Raw genomic sequence first — 17,851 nt, 5'->3', positions numbered from 1 at the left:
AAACCGCTAGCCGCGTTGGCGGACCTTGGATTGGCGGATGACCAGGAAGATCAGGTACGGGGCGCCAATCACCGCGGTGGCCACCCCGGCGGGCAGGATCACCGGGAAAGCCCGGGCCGCAACCAGGTCGGCCAGCAGCACGAAGATCGCCCCGATCAGCGCGGCATGGGGCACCGGCGGGATGGTGCCGCGGGCCACCAGCCGCGCGGCATGCCCGCTGGCCAGCGCAACGAAGGCCAGCGGCCCGGCGATCACGGTCGCGGCGATGGCCAGCAGCGAGGCGATGCCGAGCATCAGGACCCGGTCGCGCCCCAGGTTCATGCCCAGCGCGCGGGAGGTATCCGAATCCAGCGCCAGCACCTCGCGCTGGTTGCGCAGCAGCGCGGCCGCGGCCAGTCCCAGCACGATGACCACCGGCGCGAAGGCCAGGTCGGCCCAGGAGATCGCGTTGATGGTCCCGGCCAGCCAGGTCAGCGCCTGCTGGGCGTTGTAGATTTCTCCCAGGGTCAGCATCCAGGAGGTCAGTGCGGCGCACAGCCCGGAAAAGCCCAGGCCCACCAGCACCAGCCGGTTGCTTTCCAGGGAACTGTGCCAGACCAGCGCGAAGACCAGGGTCGAGACCAGCAAGCCGCCCAAGGTGGCGGCAATGGGCAGCCCGTAGTGCACCAGCAGTTCCGAACGCCCGTCGGCGTGCACGCTCAGGGCCAGCACGGCCACTGCGCCCAGGGCCGCGCCGTTGGTCACCCCGAGGATGTCGGGGCTGGCCAGCGGGTTGCGCGCCACGTTCTGGGTCAGCGCCCCGGCCACTCCGAAGCCGGCCCCGGCCAGCACCGCAGCCACGCTGCGCGGCAGCCGGAACTCGATGATCGACAGCTCGGTGCGCGGATCCGGGGCCGCGCCGAAGAGCGTGGCCACTACATCGCCCAGCGCGATCGGGGTGCCCCCGATGGCCAGGTGCAGGCAGAAGGCCGCGAGGGCCACGGCCAGCAGGATCAGGCCGGTGGCCACAGCGCGCCGGGCGCGCACCGCGGAAGCGGGGGTGCGGATCGCCGGGGCGCTCATACGGTGACCGCCTTGCGGCGCCGGGCCACGTAGATGAAGAAGGGCGCACCGAGCAGCGCGATGACCACGCCCACGGGCAGTTCCCCGGGGCGGGCCAGCATGCGGCCGAGCACATCGGCCACGCACAGCAGCAGCGCGCCGCACAGCGCCGAGCCGGGAATCACCCAGCGGTAGTCGGCGCCGAAGATGCGCCGGGAAATATGCGGTACCAGCAGGCCCAGGAAGGCGATCGGCCCGGCCAGGGTGACCGCCAGCCCGGACAGTGCCACGATCGCCGCCAGCCCCAGCCCGCGGGCATGCAGGGCGGTGACCCCGAGGCTGCGGGCGGAATCCTCGCCCAGGGTCAGCGCGTTCAGCCCGCGGGCATTGGCCAGCGCCAGCACGGTGCCGGCCACCAGCAGCGGCCACAGCGACAAGAAGGATTCGTAGCCTTGGACCACGGAGCCGACCTGCCAGAAGCGCAGGGTTTCCAGGGCGGCCTCGCTCAGCAGCACGATGGCCGAGACCACTCCGGCGCAGAGCGCGGTGACCGCGGCGCCCACCAGCAGCAAGGTGATGGGCGATCCCCCGCGCCCGTCGATGCGCCCGATGCCGAAGACCACCAGGGCCGCCAGCAGCGCTCCGCCCAGGGCCAGCAGCGCCTGGGTCCACGCCGGCAGCGGGCCGGTGAAAGCGGCGACCGAGACGATGGCCAGGGCCGCCCCCTGGTTGATGCCCAGCAGGCCGGGTTCGGCGATCGGGTTGCGGGTGTGGCCCTGGATCAGCGTGCCAGCCATCCCCAAAGCGGCGCCAGCAGCCAGCGCGGTAACGGTGCGCGGCCAGCGGATCTCGCGGATGGCGATGTCGCTGACCTGGCCGTCGGGGGCCAGCAGCGCGTGGCGCAGCTCGGCGAAGCTGGAGGTGGTGCTGCCGATCCACAGGCTGAGCCCGATGGCGGCGCCCACGCCGGCGGCCAGGGCCAGCAGCGAGCTGATGCGCGGTGTGGTGCGGTCGATGGTCGGTGGCCTTTCTCGGGCCGCGGAGTGCGCGGCGGGTGCGTGCAGGATATGCGAAGCAATGATGTCGCAGGACCTTGACCAGGACGGCCGGATCCATGCTACTGTTCTTCTCGCGCGCTAAGCTTACCCTTGCCTAAGTGGGGCAAGCAAAAATACATCATGCGCTAATTAGTCAATCACCTTCATGGAAAGCACTCGCATGCACACTCCCCGCATTCTCGCCCTGAGCGCCGCCCTGGCCGCGGCCGCACTGGCCCTGTCCTCCTGCGCCAGCTCTTCCCCGAGCACCGAGCCAGCAGAAACCGCCGCCACCGCGGAAGCCGATTCCAGCTTCCCGGCGGCCATCAAGCACTTCCGCGGCACCACCGAGCTGGCCGAACGCCCGCTGCGCGTCGCCGCACTGGACCCTTCCTACGTGGATGCCGCCATGCTGCTGGGAGCCGAGCTGGTGGCCTACACCGAATACCGCAAGGGCAACAATCCCTTCCCCGAGTACCTCGGGGACATCACCGAGCTGACCGACGAAGCCGTGAACGTCGGCACCATCACCGAACCGGATCTGGAAAAGCTGCTGGCCACCGAGCCGGACGTGATCATCTCCGCCGACGTGCGCCAGGGCGCCATGTACGACCAGCTGAACAAGATCGCCCCGACCATCTTCTCCGAGTCCACCGGACCAACCTGGAAGGAAAACGTGGTGCTGCTGGGCGAGGCCTTGGGCAAGAAGGAGCAGGCGGAAACGGCCGTGGCTGATTACGAGGCCCGCGCCTCCGCGGTGGGCAAGGAAATCCTGGCGAAGAAGCCCGAGACCACTTACTCGCTGGTCCGTTTCGCCGGCGAGGACACCGCGCGCCTGTACGCCACCGATTCGTTCATCGGCGAGATCATGGTGGACATGGGCATTCCGCGCCCGGAGGATGCCCCGGATACCACCGAGTCGATCTTCGTTCCGCTGTCGCCGGAGGAAATCCTGAAGGCCGACGCCGAAGTGATCTTCCAGTCCACCTGGGCCCCGGAAGGCGCCGAGGGCGACGCGTCGCGCGCCCAGGAAGACAAGTTCACCTCCAACCCGTTGTGGGAGAAGCTGGAAGGCGAGGTCATGCAGGTCGACGACTCGATCTTCCTCTCCTCGGTGTCGCTGCAGGGCGCCCACGAGGTCATCACCCAGGTCGCCGAGCACTTCGAGGTCGACCCGCAGCTGCCCTAAGCGGCGCCCGGAAAACCGGCAATTAAAATACTCGAGTCCCTGCCCGGCGTCGTTCGCCGTAGGCAGGGACTCGATTCATTTACCGGCTCCGCGCGCGGGAACCGGTGCCAATCAGTGGTTATCTGGCAGCTTTGCGCACCGGATCGACAGCGACCTCCGCGTGCTTCAGCCGCTTCTCAGCGCGCTTTTCCTTGATGCTCTTGCCTGGTTTTTTCGCTTCGCCCTTGCGTGGGGATTTGCTCGACATGACGTGCCGTCCTTTACCGGAGACGCGCTGCGCCTCCAACAAATGTGGGGAGAGTACCCCATGACCTGAACCATAGGAAGTTTCGCACCGAAGAGCAAGGGCTGGAGCCTTCCCGGCGATTCTCCCACGGCTTTCGGCGAGCGCCATGGCGTTTTCGAGGATACGTTCGAATCCGCGTTGGCGGCTTCTTCGGCCACTGGGCCTGCCATGCGGTGCAGATCAGGGAAATCGAGACCGACACGACGGCGCCTTCCCAGCGCCCGCCTAGCTTCACCGCGTAGTCTGGAACTTGGCGCGAGGAACTGCATATCCTCGCGCGAAATTAACTTTTCCGTGGTCAAACTAAGGATCATTCTCCGTGGATATCAGGGAACAGCAGCTGGACGCCTACATGGTCACGTGGAAGCTTGAGCGCGAATTCGGCGGGATGACCACCGTCTGCACCCAGCGCGCGGCCGCTTTCGCCCAGCGGCACGGTTCTGCCGCGGTGGTGACCTTCGGCCCCAACGAACAGCTCCCGCAGATTGTCGAGGAACTCGTCGCGCGCGGCAAGCTTTCGCCCACGGTCCGGGTGCTCAATCCCTACCTCCACCTGGCGGACCATGACCTGCAGCCGCAGGCCAGCATCCCCGAGCGGAAGGCCGAACCGGCCTGCCTGGACTTCACGGTACGCAAGTCCGTCCACCACCCTGGCCAGGACGCCGCCTTGTTCTGCGAGCACAGCGTTGCCGGCCCCGAAGGCGGGATCAAGAAGACCACGTACTACCGGGCCGATGGCACCGCCTTCTTGTCCGATATGAAGTTCCACGACGGGAAGGCCCGCCGCATCGTTGAGGCTTTTGACCGCAACGGAACCCTGGTGGCCCGCTTCCCCAGCGCGGCGTCGTTCTACCGCCATTGGCTGTCGCAGATCGTCGACCATCCGAACTCCTTGGTGGTCATCGACAGCAAGTACACCGCGGCCATGCTCGCTTCCTGGAAACCGGTGCATGTGCCCAAGGTGTTCGCGTTCCACAGCATCCATGTGGCCAAGGGGCAGGACCTTGCCACCGGCCTTCTCTCCAAGGGCCACGGGCCCATCATCGAAGAACGCTCCAACTGGGATGCCTTCGTCTTCCTGACCCAGGCCCAGCGCCAGGCTTATGTCGACCGCTTCGGCGAAGCCGACTCGGCATTCGTCATCCCCAACCCGCTGAACCCGTCCACCGTGCAACCGCCGGTACCGGAACGCAGCTCGACCAGCCTGATCGTGGCCGGCTCGCTGACCCCCAACAAGAACGTAGCCGCCGCCCTGGATGTCCTCCACGAGCTGGTCCTTCGCGGCAAGCGGCCGACCCTGCACATTGTGGGCGAGGGCAGCGAACACGCCGCGCTGGAAGAACGGGCCGCCGAGCTGGACCTGCGCGAGTCGGTGATCTTCCACGGCTACTCCGACCAGCTCCCCCGGCACTTCGCTTCCTGCACGGCCCAATTATTCACCTCGACCAACGAGGGCCAGGCGCTGGTCATCCTCGAGGCCCAGGCCCAGGGATGCATCCCGGTGTCCTTCGACATCAACTTCGGCCCTGCCGACAGCATCACCGATGGGCATAACGGCTTCCTGGTCCGCCATGGCGATATCCAGGCCATGGCCAACCGGGTGCAGCAGCTCATGGACGATCCCGCCCTGGCCGCCCGGATGTCGCAGCAGGCCCGCACTTTTGCCAGCGAGTACCAAGCCCGCGATCTAGTCTCACTTTGGGAGGACACCATGTCCATAGCGAAGATGCTCAAGAAGCTCGGCGCGAAGAACCGCGTCCCGCATTTCGAAGCAAGGCTGCGGGGCGTCGACTTCCCTGACGGCCAGGGATTGCAGGTGCGGGTGGAGCATCGGGCCCACGTCGAAGACCTGCCCGATCCGGCAACCTTCGAGCTGGTCTTCGTCAATCGGGACAGCAAGGAAGAAATCGCGGCCGTGGCCAGCAGCAGTGTGGACGAGCAGCTGGCGGTCTTCGATGTGGAGCCGCAGCTCTTGGGCGAGACCCAGGAACAGGATGCGGCGGTGGACGTGAACCTGCGCCTGCGCGTGGGCAAGGCCATGGAAATGAAGCGCCTGGGTCTGCCCGAAACAATGATCCTGCCGTACTTCACCACGCACAAGAACCTCTCCTTCCGCCCCAAGCAGTAGCCGGGCAGCAGCTCGCATCCAGCGCGCGTTCGGGACTTGCTGACAATTCTCCAAGTCCGGTCCCATAAAGTCGATCGCATGCGAATTCAGATGTCCCAACTGCGACCGCTGCTCAAAAGCCACCGGATCCTGATGACGGTTCCGGGCATGAAGGATTTCCAGGACACCGGAAGCACCTGCAATCCCGAGGCGTGGATCAGCTACCAGGAAGACCTCGCGCTGGATCCCTACACCACCTTCTGGGGAACCAGCGGAACAGCCCTTCCGCGCATGGGCGCGTTCTCCTACACCCATTCAAAGCTCAACAAGGCCATCAGCGTCGGACGGTTCACCTCGATCGCCAAGGGCATGACGGTCATGGGAGCCAAGCACCCCCTGGAGTGGGCATCGACCAGCCCGGTGTTCTACAACCAGCGGCTGCTGATGCGCACCTACGCGGCTGATCACGGCGCGGAACTGGGGACGACGAAGTACGGCTACACGCCGGGGAAGATCTCCATCGGCAACGATGTATGGATCGGCGAAAAGGTCACGCTGGGCCATGGGGTCGCCATCGGCGACGGCGCGGTCATCGCCTCGAATTCCGTAGTCACCAGCGACGTCGAGCCGTACACCGTGGTCGGCGGCCTGCCGGCCAAGAAGATCCGCGACCGCTTCGATGCGCCGACCGTCCAGGCCCTCCAGGCATCGCAGTGGTGGCAGTACGCCCCGGAGAACCTGACCCACCTGGACGTGGCCAACCCGGCCGCCTTCGCCCAGCAGGTGCTCGAGCAGGCCGAGGCAGGGACTGTGCGGCCATTCCAGACGAGGCCCTTGACCGCCAAGACCATTGCCGAGCACCTGGAGGCCCTGGGCACCGGAACCGGGTGAAGACAGGAAGTGCCCCCGGGCGCTCGCCGATTCGGCGAGCGCCCGGGGCAATGAAGCCTCGGTGTGCCGGATCCGCGTTAGCCTACGGCGACGCGCAGTTCGTTGTTCCAGGGGTCCCGGAAGCGAAGTTCGGCTCCGGTGTGGTGGTTTGCCACCTTGGCGTAGGCCAGCCGCTCGGCGAGCTTGCCCACTTCTTCTTCGGTCGGGACGTTGATCAGCACTTCGCCCAGCCCCAGCGTGTCCTTGCGCGGGCCGGCTCCGCGCGAGTTCCAGACGTTCATGGCCATATGGTGGTGGTACCCGCCAGCCGAGACGAACAGTGCCTGCTCGCCCAGGGTGGTGGTTTCGTCAAAGCCCAGGGTGCTGACGTAGAACTGGCGGGCGGTTGCGACATCGCCCACCTGCAGGTGCACGTGGCCTACATCCGCGGCGGCCTTGCGCTGTCCGGCAATGGACTGCTCGGTCAGGTGCTCATTGAGGAACTTGTTCGGATCCAGGTAGATGGTGTCCATGGCCACCTCGCCGCCGCTCCAGCTCCAGGTCTCGCGCGGGCGGTCCCAGTACAGCTCGATGCCGTTGCCCTCCGGGTCGGTGAAGTAGAACGCTTCGGATACCAGGTGATCGGAGCTGCCCACGAAGCGGCTCTGGTCGAACTGGGCTGCCGACAGGACGGTCGCAGCCAGATCAGCCTTGGTGTCGAAGAGCAGCGCGGTATGGAACAGGCCCGCTTCGTTGCGCGATGGGAGCTGCAGTCCTGGCGCGTTCTGCAGGTTGACCAGTTCCTGGGTTCCGCGGCCCAGGCGGGTGCCTTCGGCTGATTCGGCCAGCACTTCAAGGCCCAGGGCCTTCTGGTAGTACTCGCTCATGGTTTTCATGTCGCCGACCTTGAGCTGGACTGCGTTCATGCGGGTGGTGGCCGCTAGTTTGTCTTGCTGGAGTACTGACATGGCAAGCTCCTTTTCCAAGTGCATCGATTCCTTATTGATTAACAGCCTATCGCAAATTACTTGATGCTTCAATGAAATTGGGATGTTCAGCCGATCACAGCGAATTCTGTTCCGGGGATGGCATTAGCCTCCCCTGCTCGCACACCAAGAACCCCGCTGCAAAAACTACGAAGGCCATCCGGATTTCCTTGCGGGGCAGGGTCGCTGTTTGCCAGTGCCATAGAACTCACCAGCAGTGGCGGATCGGAGAATCGCGGTACGGCCACCCGGGTTGCCGATGGCGATGGCGACACCATGGATGCCAAGGTGGCGGGCGCAGAAACTCGAGTCCAGCTGCTGAACATCGACATCCCCGAAGCCATTCACCCGGGCAATGGGGTCAAATGCCTCGGGCCAGCGGCTGCCGAATATCTTGAGCACGCCCTGCCGGCAGGACAAAGAGTCAGCTTGGGATTACAACGTGCCCCGCACGGACCATGCGTGCCGGACCCTTGCGGCCGTCCCTGGAAGCGATCTGCCCATCAATAGAGATATCGCCCGCGCGTTCCCCTCGAAGCGCCGCGACAACGCACGCCTGCCAGGCGACCGAATGCTTGAAACCGTTCACTAACGGTATCTGGCCTGCAGGATTGCCACCGCGCGATCATCGGCAATATAGACCAGTCAATTAGCTTCATCAATGCGGCGCAACCACGCGCCAGCCAGGGTACGCCTCAACAGTTCAGGCTTGCCAATACCCTCAAATGGGTCACAGCGCAGCACAGCCTCAATCAACGCATGGATGCGCCTGAGCGTTTTGCGATCTTGGGTCTGCCAGTGGAAATAGTCAGCCGGCAGCCGTCCAGGTCAGCAGTCTTTCACTCAGGGATCAATAGGTCCACGCTCGGACACTTGGCTACCGCGTACCGCTTCCAGCGAAGCAAGCAGGCGGAGCGCATTCCTCGGCGAGCGCAGAAGGTAGCTCGTTTCCACCAGAGAGTCATACTCATCTTTTGACATGAGGACTGCAGATCCGCGCTTTGACAAGATCTCCACTTCGGCACGGTCAAGATTGACTCGTTCGATCAAGCCGAAAAGATCGCGGCGCGCCTCACTCGCTGTGATTGCCATGCCCCTCCTTGGTCAGTACTGGATATGGTACAACTTCTAGCCGTCTTCGAGAGACTCTATCCCCAAGTGCAACCCGATCCCTGTTTCCATGGGGCATCGCAGTTGATACTCAGATTTCACGGAAAATGGGCTGCCCGGACAAAGCCGCTTGGCTTTAACCATGGGTCACCCAGTCCCATTTCTTCGTCGGCACTTAATAGAGGATAGGTCTGGACTGCTCGTGGATCCAGATCAATCAACAGCACGTTTCTACCCGCTTCAACTACTCCGGTCGCAAGCGAAACCGCTGATGCGACAACAATGGAACAGGCAGACGAGCTCGCCGATCAGGCAGATTCCGCAGCGGCCCCGGGCCACACTGCAGCCACTGCATTCCATGCCGTTGCCCCGGCGTACGGGTTGCATCCGCGAGGATCGGTAAAACCACTGCCCTGGAAATGCAGCATTAACAGCCCTGGCCGAAGACCTCAAAGGCCAACAACGAAGAAGCCTGCATCCGGGCAGTCGGACCCCAGAAATAATGCAAGGCCACACGCCGCGGCTGCAGACGGGATATCGGGAACAAACTGCTAGCTGGGCTCTGGCCACCGCGTAACCAGGGACCGGGATTCAGTCCGACTTTGCACGGTCATCATGGGGTGGCCCGGTTTTATATCGGTGGCGATCTGCCACTCGCTAGGACTTCCAAGTATATTGACTGGTGATCCACCTCACCTTGGGTTTTGGTGGTTTACCCAGAGCTACGGAAGGTTAGTTGTGAGCGTTACCGAAGAATTCAGAGCAGCCCGTGACCGTCTCCTGGAGCTAAGGGAGGATTACCACCAGGCTCGCGCCGAGTTCGCATGGCCGGAATTCACCGAGTTCAATTTCGGCTTCGACTGGTTCGACCACGTCGCCCGGGATCCGCAGCGCTCCGAGCGCCCAGCACTGGTCATCGCCGAATCCGACGGCAGCTGCACCCAGCGGACCTGGGCAGAACTATCAACCCGGTCCACCCAACTTGCGCGCTGGCTCAGCGACCAGGGCATCAAGCGCGGGGATTCAATCGCCATCATGCTGGGCAACCAGGTCGAGCTTTGGGAATCGATGCTGGCAGGCATCAAGCTGGGTGCGGTCATGGTCCCCTGCACCACGCAGCTGACGCCCACCGATCTGGCCGACCGCATTGCCCGCGGCCATATCCAATGGGTCGTCACCAACGAGGGCGAAATCCCCAAGTTCGAATCGGTGCCGGGCGATTACACGCTGATCCAGATCGGCGGGCAGCCGCCGGCCGGAATCCTCGACTACTCCCAGTCATCCTCGGCAGAAGCGGCCTTCGCCCTGGAGCACCCGACCCGCGCCGATGAAACGCTGCTGCGCTATTTCACTTCCGGCACCACCTCGAAGGCCAAGCTGGTCGAGCATACGCATACCTCGTATCCGGTCGGGCACTTGAGCACGATGTTCTGGATCGGCCTCGAACCAGGCGATGTCCACCTGAACGTCGCCTCGCCGGGCTGGGCAAAGCACGCGTGGTCCAACTTCTTCACCCCGTGGATCGCCGAAGCGACGGTCTTCATCTACAACTACGACCGCTTCGATCCAGTGGCCCTGATGAACCAGATGGACGCCCAGCAGGTCACCAGCTTCTGCGCGCCGCCGACCGTCTGGCGCCTGCTCATCCAGGCCGACCTCGGTGCGCTGGAGCATCCGCCGCAGAAACTGGTCTCGGCCGGCGAGCCGCTGAACGCAGAGGTCATCGACCAGGTCCACAAGGCCTGGGGGCAGGTGATCCGCGACGGGTTCGGGCAGACCGAAACCACGGTGCAGATCGCCAATCCCCCGGCAGAGCCCATCACCATCGGCGCCATGGGGCGCCCGATGCCCGGCTACGAGATCGTGCTGCGCGATCCGGCCACCGGGGAAGAAGGCGATGTGGGCGAGATCTGCCTGGTCACCGCCCAGCGCCCGCTGGGGCTGATGAAAGGCTATTTCGAGAACGAGGAAAAGACCAATGAGGTCTTCCGGGACGGGGTCTACCACACCGGGGATATCGCCGAGCGGGACGAACGCGGCGTCCTGACCTATGTGGGGCGCGCCGATGACGTCTTCAAATCCAGCGACTACAAGATCAGCCCTTTCGAACTCGAATCGGTTCTGATTGAGCATCCGGGCGTGGCCGAAGCGGCCGTCGTTCCAGCACCGGATGAGCTGCGGCTCACGGTGCCCAAGGCCTACATCGTCACTTCCGGCGGGCATGAGCCCGGACCGGAATTGGCCGAATCGATCCTGGCCTACTGCCGCGAGCACCTTTCGGCCTTCAAGCGCATCCGCCGGCTGGAATTCGCGGACCTGCCCAAGACGATCTCGGGCAAGATCCGACGGGTGGAGCTGCGCCAGGCTGAAGAGGACCGGCACCGCGCCGGCGCCCCGGCGGGCACCGAATACAGGGACACCGACTTCCCGAATCTCAAGGGGTAGAGACCTCGAGCATCCAGGGCGCGTTCCGGACATGGCTTCGGCAGGCGCCCTGGATTTTTCTCTTCCCTCGAAACTTTCGCCAGCCCATCGCTACTCCCCTTCCTCGCGTCAAGCCGCCAGGGTTCGCATCGGGTTTATTTCCAGAGGTTTCCCGCTTAAGAAGCCAATAGTTTACATCGTGAGCTGACACTCATACTATGAGTTCTTATGCCGTGGCTTATGTCACACTGCTCCCCGATTCCTCTAGAACGGATCCAACATGTCCGATATCGCGATTCTGATAAATACCGCGGTGGTCGTGCTTGCCGCCGTGGTGCTTATCGTGAGATTCAAGGTCAACCCAGTCATCGCCTTGGTCATTGGCTCGCTCTACCTGGGCCTATCCACCGGCTTGGGAGTCACCAAGACCATCGAGACCATCACCCAGGGTTTCGGCGACATCATGGTGGAAGTCGGACTCCTGGTGGCTTTCGGCGTGCTGATGGGTTCCATCCTCAATGAGACCGGCGCCATCCGCCGCCTGGTCGAGCACCTGCTGAACACCTTCGGCCCCAAACGACTGCCATACACCATGGCGTTGGCTGTCAGCACCGCGTTGCAGACCATTTTCCTCGATGTGCTGCTGGTCATCGCGGCCCCCTTGGCCCGGCGCATGGCGCCGAAAATCGGCAAGCACGGAACCGCGCGCTTTGCCACGGCCATGGCCATCGCCGGCGAGGTCGGCATCGTCCTCATGGTTCCTGGCGTCGGCGCGGTCGCCTTGGCCGGCATGCTTGAAGTTCCCCTGGGCAAGATGCTGATCTTCGGCCTGCTGGTCGTCGTGCCCACGGTCTTGATTTCCGTCGCCATCATGTCCTTCTTCTTCGACCGCGGCTTCTGGAAAGCCGAGAGCGATGAGCAGCTGCTGGCGCAAGACGAGCCGACACCGGGAACCCGCAAGCTGGAGCGCGGCGAAGGGACCGGCCAGGATGCGGCACGCACCGGCAACGCCGGAACGGCCGCCGCGGCCACCGCGGTGCAGACCGGGCAGCGCCGCGAGGCGCCCCTGTTCCTGCTCTTCCTGCCGCTGCTCGCATCCTTGCTGCTCATCGCCAGCGGCGCGCTGGCCGAAATCCTCGGCTATGAGGCCAGCTGGATCCAGCTGGTCGGCAATCCGGTAGTTGCCCTGCTCATCGGCCTGGTCGGAACGATCGCCGTGGCACGCTACACCATCGGCCAGAAGGCGATTGACCGCGGCGTGGCCAGCGGGTTCAGGGAAAGCGGGCAGATCCTGCTGCTGACCGGTGTCGGCGGCTCCTTGGCAGCCACGGTTTCCACGGCTGGATTGGGCGACATCATGGGCCAGTTCTTCTCGGCCAGCACCGTTGCACCACTGGTAGTGGTCTGGGGCATCGCGGCCCTGCTTCACATTGCCGTTGGCTCGGTGACCCTTTCCGGGATTACTGCGGCAAGCCTCTTGGCACCGATCGCCCCGAGCCTGGGCATCGACCCGGTGCTCATCGCGTTGGCGGCAGGTTCCGGAGCGCTGTTCATGGTCCATGTCACCTCGAACACCTTCTGGCTCCTGCAGTCGTTGTTCGGGCAGACCGTGCGCGGTGCGCTGAAGACCGTCAGCGTAGGCGTGTCGGTCGCATCCATCGTGGCCCTTGGAATGGTCATGATCCTCAACATCTTCATTTAGCGCGACAGCAAAGGAACGGCAGAACATGTCAGAGCACATCGCCCCATTGAAGGGTGTCCGCGTTCTCGAATTGGGCAACTACATTGCCGCCCCCACTGCAGGCCGGCTCCTGGCGGACTTCGGCGCCGAAGTCATCAAGGTGGAACGCCCGGGAACCGGGGACGAGCTGCGAAATTGGCGGCTCAAGAAGGGCAGCGTCTCGATGCTGTACCGGACGATCAACCGCAACAAGAAGTCCATCGTCTTGGACCTGCGCAGCGACGCCGGCCGGGAGGCCGTGCTGGAGTTGGCCAAGCACTGCGATGTGCTGCTGGAAAACTTCCGACCGGGCACCATGGAGAAGTGGGGCCTGGGTCCAGAGGAACTCAGCGCCGTGAATCCGGACCTGGTGATCACCCGCATCTCGGCCTTCGGCCAGACCGGGCCGCTCTCCGAGCGCCCGGGCTTTGCCGCCGTGGCCGAAGCTTTCAGCGGCTTCCGCAATCTGGTGGGCGATCCGGATCGCGCGCCGGTTCGTGTCGGCGTATCGATTGGCGATTCCATTGCCGGACTGTACGCCGCGTTCGGCGCGGTGATGGCGCTCTACCAGCGGGAGATGGCGCGCGGGGAAAAGGCCTCCCTCGGGCTGGACCATCGCGTGATCGATGTTGCGCTGCACGAGGCGATGTTCTCCATGATGGAATCTTTGCTCCCTGACCACGGCGCCTACGGCGAAACCCGGACCCGCACCGGTGGACGCATGGAAGGCATTGCACCATCCAATGCGTACGTTTGCGCCGATGGGGCCAGCATTGTCGTCGCCGGAAACGGTGACGGAATCTACCGCCGCTACATGGAAGCCATCGGCAGGCCGGAGCTCGGGGCCGATCCGCGGCTGCAGTCCAATGCCCAGCGTTGGGAGGCCAGGGAAATGCTGGATGCCGCCATTGGCCAGTGGGCCGCAAGCGTGGATTCGAGCACGGTCCTGGCCATCCTCGATGCGGCAGGAGTTCCTGCCGGCCCGATCTACACCGCAAAGGACATTGCCAACGAGCCGCAATACATCTGCCGGAACATGATCCAGCATCTGGATGTCTCCACCGGCGAGGAAACCTTGCAAGGTGTCGGCTTCCCCGGCATCGTGCCGGTCATGGGAGGCACCTCGCTGCCCATCCGGAATCTCGGCCCCGACCTCGGGGAGCATACCGAACAGGTACTGGGCGGATTGCTGGGAATGACCGATGCGCAAATTGCGCAAGCCTCGGCTGGCGAAAGGAATATCGCGTGAGCTACTCATTCACCCCCGCAGCCGCGTTGCGCGACGTCACGCTGCGTGACGGGCTGCAGCTGACCGGGAAGCTTTTGAGCACCCCGGAGAAAATCAGGACCGTGCGCGAGTTGATCCGGCTCGGAGTCCAGGAAATCGAGCTCGGCTCCATGGCGCGTGCCGACCTGGTGCCGACCATGGCCAATACCCTCGATGTTGCCCGGGGGCTGCGCCCCGACGAGCTGGAACGCTGCTGGATCTGGGTGGCGACCCCGGGGCATGTGGCCAAGGCGGCCAAGGCGGGTATCCGGAACTTCCAGTATTGCCTCTCTGTTTCCGATGCGCACAACCAGGCGAATATCGGGCGCAGCACGGAGGCGAGCCTCGCCGCCCTGCCAGAAGCCGTGCGCTATGCCCAGGAAGCCGGCGGGCGCATCCAGCTGTGCCTGGCCACCTCGTTCACCTGCCCTTTCGAGGGGCAGGTCCCCGCCGAGCGCGTGCTGGAGATCGCCAATGATCCACGGGCCGAGGGCACCTGCGACATCGTCATCTGCGACACCCTGGGCCAAGCAGTTCCGGCACAGGTCGCCTCGCTCATTTCCAGGGTCCGCGGCGAAACCCCGCAACGGCGCATCGTGTTCCACGGCCACGATACCTGGGGGCTGGGTGTTGCCAATACGCTGGCAGCCATTTCGGCAGGAGCCACCCTGGTTGATGGAGCGCTCGGCGGCCTGGGAGGCTGTCCTTTCGCCCCCGGAGCCAGCGGGAACACTTCCAGCGAGGACATCCTGTTCGCCACCCAGCCGCCATGGCTCACGCCGCAGCGCTTTGCCGGGCTCGTCGGGCTCTCCGAATCCTTGCTGCAGGAGCTGGGCGAGCCGAACCGTTCCAAGTCGGCCCAGGGGGCGCGTTCCAAGGCAGAAGCCTTTGCCTGGGTGATCCCCTCTGATGCCACCCCGGATTGCGGTACCAGCCTCTAGAGCCGCTATTGCCTGGTGCCGCCGCAGCCCTCGGACCGGGCGGGCGGCGCTAGGCGGAAGGCCGGTGGGTTTCGCCCGGGAAGCGTCCGCCGATCAGCCGGGTCATCCGTTCAGCAGTGTCCAGCAACGGCTCGATCCAGCTCTGGCAGGTCTCCCGCGGCATGCGCAGGGTGGGTCCGCTGATGGTCACCGCCGCCACCAGGCCCGCCGCGGAATCGAACACCGGTGCGGACAGTCCCGAGGCCCCGCTTTCACGCTCCCCCGTGGTGATCGCGAAGCCATCGGCGCGGGTCTGCTGAACCGCTTTTTCCAGGTTGGCCATGCCGGTAATCGTGGCATCGGTCAACGGCTGCAGCTGAGATTCCTGCAACCGCTGCATGAGCTCGGGCTTCCAGGCCAGCAGCACGCGGCCGGCAGATCCGGCATGCAATGGGGCGAGCTCACCCAAGTGCATTTCCCTGCGCAGCGCGTGGCGCGTTTCGGCAATGCCCACGCACACGCGGAATTGCTGCTCGGCACGGAAAAGGCAGGCTGTTTCCCCGGTGAAGTCGCGCAGTTCGCGCAACGACGGGCTGATGACGTCCAGCACTTCCCGCCCCCGGGTCGCCGGCGCGGCCCAGTAAGCCATCTTCATCCCGATGCGGAAGCCGTCATCCTCGCGGTCCAAGAAACCCTGCCCCACCAAATTCGCGACAAGACGCTGCACCGTGGAGGCAGGCAAATCCGTTGCTTCACGGATATCGGCCAAGGACATCACGGGCTGGCGCAGTGAAAAGGAATCGAGGATGGAACTGATTTTTCCCAAGACCAACAGGGGGTTGTGCTTCTTGGCGGGGGTCTCTTCCTTTGGCATAGTCCAGACGCTAGACCATCGGCAACTGCGAGTCCAGTTGCCTGCCCGGCACTGCTCGCAGGCGCCTTGGCCAGCCTGCCACCGGCAGCGTCCCCGCCAGCGGGTTCAGCCGGATCGGGCGTTCGGTCACTATGCATGCCCGTATTGGAAGCTACTGGACATAATTCGTGAAGTTCAGCACCTGCACCGCGCATGGTGACGCAACAATTCGCCAGAACTGTGCACTGAAGTATATTGAATCCTGAAGACCGAAGAATTCTGTCGGGCGCAGGCGCCCATCACGCAAAGGACCCCCATGGGCAATACCGAGAAGTTCCGCGCAGCACGCGATCTGCTGCTGGCAGCACGCGATGACTACGACCGGGCCCGGGCAGAGTTCACGTGGCCGGAATTCACCGATTTCAACTTCGCCTACGACTGGTTCGACGAGGTAGCCAAGGACCCGGCGCGAGCCAATGAGCCGGCACTGATCCTCACCGAACCCGATGGCAGCTCGGCACGCTACAGCTGGGCCGAACTTTCGCGCCGCTCCACCCAGGTGGCCCGCTGGCTTTCCGACGAAGGCCTGCAGCGCGGCGATACCATCATCGTCATGCTGGGCAACGAGGTGGCCCTCTGGGAAGTGATGCTGGCCGGCATGAAGCTCGGTGCGGTCATCATCCCGACCACCACGCAGCTGGTCAGCGCGGACCTCGCCGACCGCATCGAGCGCGGCAACGCGAACTGGGTGATCACCAGCTATGACCAGGTCGCCAAATTCGAAGCAGTCCCCGGGGCCTACCGGATCGTGCAAGTCCGCGGGCAGGCCGCCGAAGGGACCTTGCACTATGCCAAGTCCCACGACGCTCCGGCCGAATTCCGCCTGGACTCCCCGACCCTGGCCGATGAGAACATGCTGCTCTACTTCACCTCGGGCACCACCTCGTTGGCGAAGCTGGTCCAGCACACCCATACCTCGTACACCATCGGCCACCTGGCAACGATGTTCTGGATCGGCCTGGAACCAGGCGATGTCCATCTGAATGTGGCGTCCCCCGGGTGGGGCAAGCACGCCTGGTCGAATTTCTTCGGCCCGTGGATCGCCGAAGCGACGGTCTTCGTCTACAACTACGAGCGCTTTGATCCGCTGGCGCTGATGAACCAGATGGATACGGAGAAGGTCACCAGCTTCTGCGCACCGCCCACCGTCTGGCGCTACCTGATCCAGGCGGACTTAGGCAGCTTGCAGACTCCCCCGCGCAAGCTGGTCTCTGCCGGCGAGCCATTGAATGCCGAGGTCATCGACCATGTGCGCACCGCGTGGGGGCAGGTGATCCGTGATGGCTACGGGCAGACCGAGACCACCGTGCAGATTGCCAATTCGCCGGGTACCGAGGTGAAGGTCGGCGCGATGGGCCGCCCGATGCCGGGCTATGCGGTGGAGCTGCGCAATCCGACCACCGGGCAGCTGGCCGAAATCGGGGAAATCTGCCTGCGACTGGATCCCCGGCCTGCCGGGTTGATGAAGGGCTATTTCGCCGATCCGGAGAAAACCGCCGAGGCGCTGCGTGGCGGCGTGTACCACACGGGAGATATCGCCGAACGCGATGATGAGGGCGTCTTGACCTATGTGGGGCGTGCCGACGACATCTTCAAATCCAGCGACTACAAGCTCAGCCCCTTCGAGCTGGAGTCAGTGGTCCTGGAGCATCCCGCGGTGGCCGAGGTGGCGGTGGTGCCTTCGCCGGATCCACTGAAGCTCTCGGTGCCCAAGGCCTTTGTGGTGCTGGCATCGCACGTCGAGCCAGGCGCGGAGATCGCCAAGGACATCCTCGGCTTCTGCCGCGAGCACCTGGCGCCGTACAAGCGGATCCGGCGGCTCGAATTCTCCGCGCTGCCCAAGACCATTTCAGGCAAGATCCGCCGCGTGGAGCTGCGCCTGGCCGAGGAAGAGCAGCATGCGGCCGGCACGACCCCGAGCGGCGAATACCGCGATACCGACTTCCCTGAGCTGAAGGAACGCGGCTAGGAACGAAAAGCA

Annotated in this window: 15 protein-coding genes; 8 read left to right on the top strand and 7 right to left on the bottom strand. The window is 64.4% G+C overall.

Annotated features, from left to right (window positions below):
• Nucleotides 1–6: 6 nt before the first annotated feature.
• Nucleotides 7–1,062 (bottom strand): FecCD family ABC transporter permease, encoded by a 1,056-nt coding sequence (locus CQ012_RS01050; RefSeq protein ID WP_105661206.1) that lies wholly within the window; start codon nucleotides 1,060–1,062, stop codon nucleotides 7–9.
• Nucleotides 1,059–2,006 carry a FecCD family ABC transporter permease gene (locus tag CQ012_RS01045; protein WP_286134219.1) on the bottom strand — a complete coding sequence of 316 codons (948 nt, stop codon included), beginning with the start codon at nucleotides 2,004–2,006 and terminating at the stop codon, nucleotides 1,059–1,061. The genes CQ012_RS01050 and CQ012_RS01045 overlap by 4 nt, the downstream gene beginning before the upstream one ends.
• A 253-nt stretch (nucleotides 2,007–2,259) precedes the next feature.
• On the opposite strand from CQ012_RS01045, the gene CQ012_RS01040 reads away from it, so the two are divergent.
• Complete coding sequence (locus CQ012_RS01040) at nucleotides 2,260–3,267, top strand: ABC transporter substrate-binding protein (RefSeq protein WP_105661205.1); 1,008 nt, start codon at nucleotides 2,260–2,262, stop codon at nucleotides 3,265–3,267.
• Between the two features lie 118 nt (nucleotides 3,268–3,385).
• Here CQ012_RS01040 and CQ012_RS17815 read toward each other — a convergent pair whose 3' ends face one another.
• On the bottom strand, nucleotides 3,386–3,514 hold the full coding sequence (locus tag CQ012_RS17815; RefSeq protein WP_286134218.1) for a hypothetical protein: 129 nt from the start codon (nucleotides 3,512–3,514) through the stop codon (nucleotides 3,386–3,388).
• A gap of 358 nt (nucleotides 3,515–3,872) precedes the next feature.
• On the opposite strand from CQ012_RS17815, the gene CQ012_RS01035 reads away from it, so the two are divergent.
• Nucleotides 3,873–5,681 carry a glycosyltransferase gene (locus tag CQ012_RS01035; protein ID WP_105661204.1) on the top strand — a complete coding sequence of 603 codons (1,809 nt, stop codon included), beginning with the start codon at nucleotides 3,873–3,875 and terminating at the stop codon, nucleotides 5,679–5,681.
• 78 nt (nucleotides 5,682–5,759) lie between these two features.
• Entirely contained in the window at nucleotides 5,760–6,551 is a 792-nt protein-coding gene (locus CQ012_RS17965; protein WP_105661203.1) for a CatB-related O-acetyltransferase, read from the top strand.
• A gap of 77 nt (nucleotides 6,552–6,628) precedes the next feature.
• Here the strand turns inward: CQ012_RS17965 and CQ012_RS01025 are convergent, their stop codons facing one another.
• The 3 genes from CQ012_RS01025 to CQ012_RS01015 form a co-directional block, all read right to left on the bottom strand.
• Entirely contained in the window at nucleotides 6,629–7,498 is an 870-nt protein-coding gene (locus CQ012_RS01025; RefSeq protein WP_105661554.1) for a VOC family protein, read from the bottom strand.
• A gap of 663 nt (nucleotides 7,499–8,161) precedes the next feature.
• Nucleotides 8,162–8,272, bottom strand: coding sequence for a type II toxin-antitoxin system YoeB family toxin (locus CQ012_RS17960; RefSeq protein WP_353615991.1), 111 nt, complete (start codon nucleotides 8,270–8,272; stop codon nucleotides 8,162–8,164).
• An 87-nt stretch (nucleotides 8,273–8,359) separates the two neighbouring features.
• The gene (locus tag CQ012_RS01015; protein ID WP_105657720.1) at nucleotides 8,360–8,608 is read right to left on the bottom strand and encodes a type II toxin-antitoxin system Phd/YefM family antitoxin; all 249 of its coding nucleotides are present in this window, start codon (nucleotides 8,606–8,608) and stop codon (nucleotides 8,360–8,362) included.
• Nucleotides 8,609–9,364: 756 nt separating this feature from the next.
• On the opposite strand from CQ012_RS01015, the gene CQ012_RS01010 reads away from it, so the two are divergent.
• The 4 genes from CQ012_RS01010 (at nucleotide 9,365) to CQ012_RS00995 (ending at nucleotide 14,978) form a co-directional block, all read left to right on the top strand.
• Entirely contained in the window at nucleotides 9,365–11,071 is a 1,707-nt protein-coding gene (locus tag CQ012_RS01010) for an AMP-binding protein (protein ID WP_105661202.1), read from the top strand.
• 259 nt (nucleotides 11,072–11,330) lie between these two features.
• Nucleotides 11,331–12,752, top strand: a complete 1,422-nt coding sequence (locus CQ012_RS01005) for a GntP family permease (protein WP_105661201.1) — start codon at nucleotides 11,331–11,333, stop codon at nucleotides 12,750–12,752.
• Between the two features lie 25 nt (nucleotides 12,753–12,777).
• Nucleotides 12,778–14,019 (top strand): CaiB/BaiF CoA transferase family protein, encoded by a 1,242-nt coding sequence (locus CQ012_RS01000; RefSeq protein WP_105661200.1) that lies wholly within the window; start codon nucleotides 12,778–12,780, stop codon nucleotides 14,017–14,019.
• Nucleotides 14,016–14,978, top strand: coding sequence for a hydroxymethylglutaryl-CoA lyase-like TIM-barrel protein (locus tag CQ012_RS00995; RefSeq protein ID WP_105661199.1), 963 nt, complete (start codon nucleotides 14,016–14,018; stop codon nucleotides 14,976–14,978). Before CQ012_RS01000 ends, CQ012_RS00995 begins: the two co-directional genes overlap by 4 nt.
• A 49-nt stretch (nucleotides 14,979–15,027) precedes the next feature.
• Here CQ012_RS00995 and CQ012_RS00990 read toward each other — a convergent pair whose 3' ends face one another.
• Nucleotides 15,028–15,831 (bottom strand): IclR family transcriptional regulator, encoded by an 804-nt coding sequence (locus CQ012_RS00990; RefSeq protein WP_105661198.1) that lies wholly within the window; start codon nucleotides 15,829–15,831, stop codon nucleotides 15,028–15,030.
• Nucleotides 15,832–16,126: 295 nt separating this feature from the next.
• On the opposite strand from CQ012_RS00990, the gene CQ012_RS00985 reads away from it, so the two are divergent.
• Nucleotides 16,127–17,839 carry an AMP-binding protein gene (locus tag CQ012_RS00985; protein ID WP_105661197.1) on the top strand — a complete coding sequence of 571 codons (1,713 nt, stop codon included), beginning with the start codon at nucleotides 16,127–16,129 and terminating at the stop codon, nucleotides 17,837–17,839.
• Nucleotides 17,840–17,851 lie beyond the last annotated feature (12 nt).

Source organism: Arthrobacter sp. MYb214 (assembly GCF_002979865.1).
GTDB lineage: Bacteria > Actinomycetota > Actinomycetes > Actinomycetales > Micrococcaceae > Glutamicibacter.
This window is presented reverse-complemented; position numbering and strand designations above follow the sequence as displayed.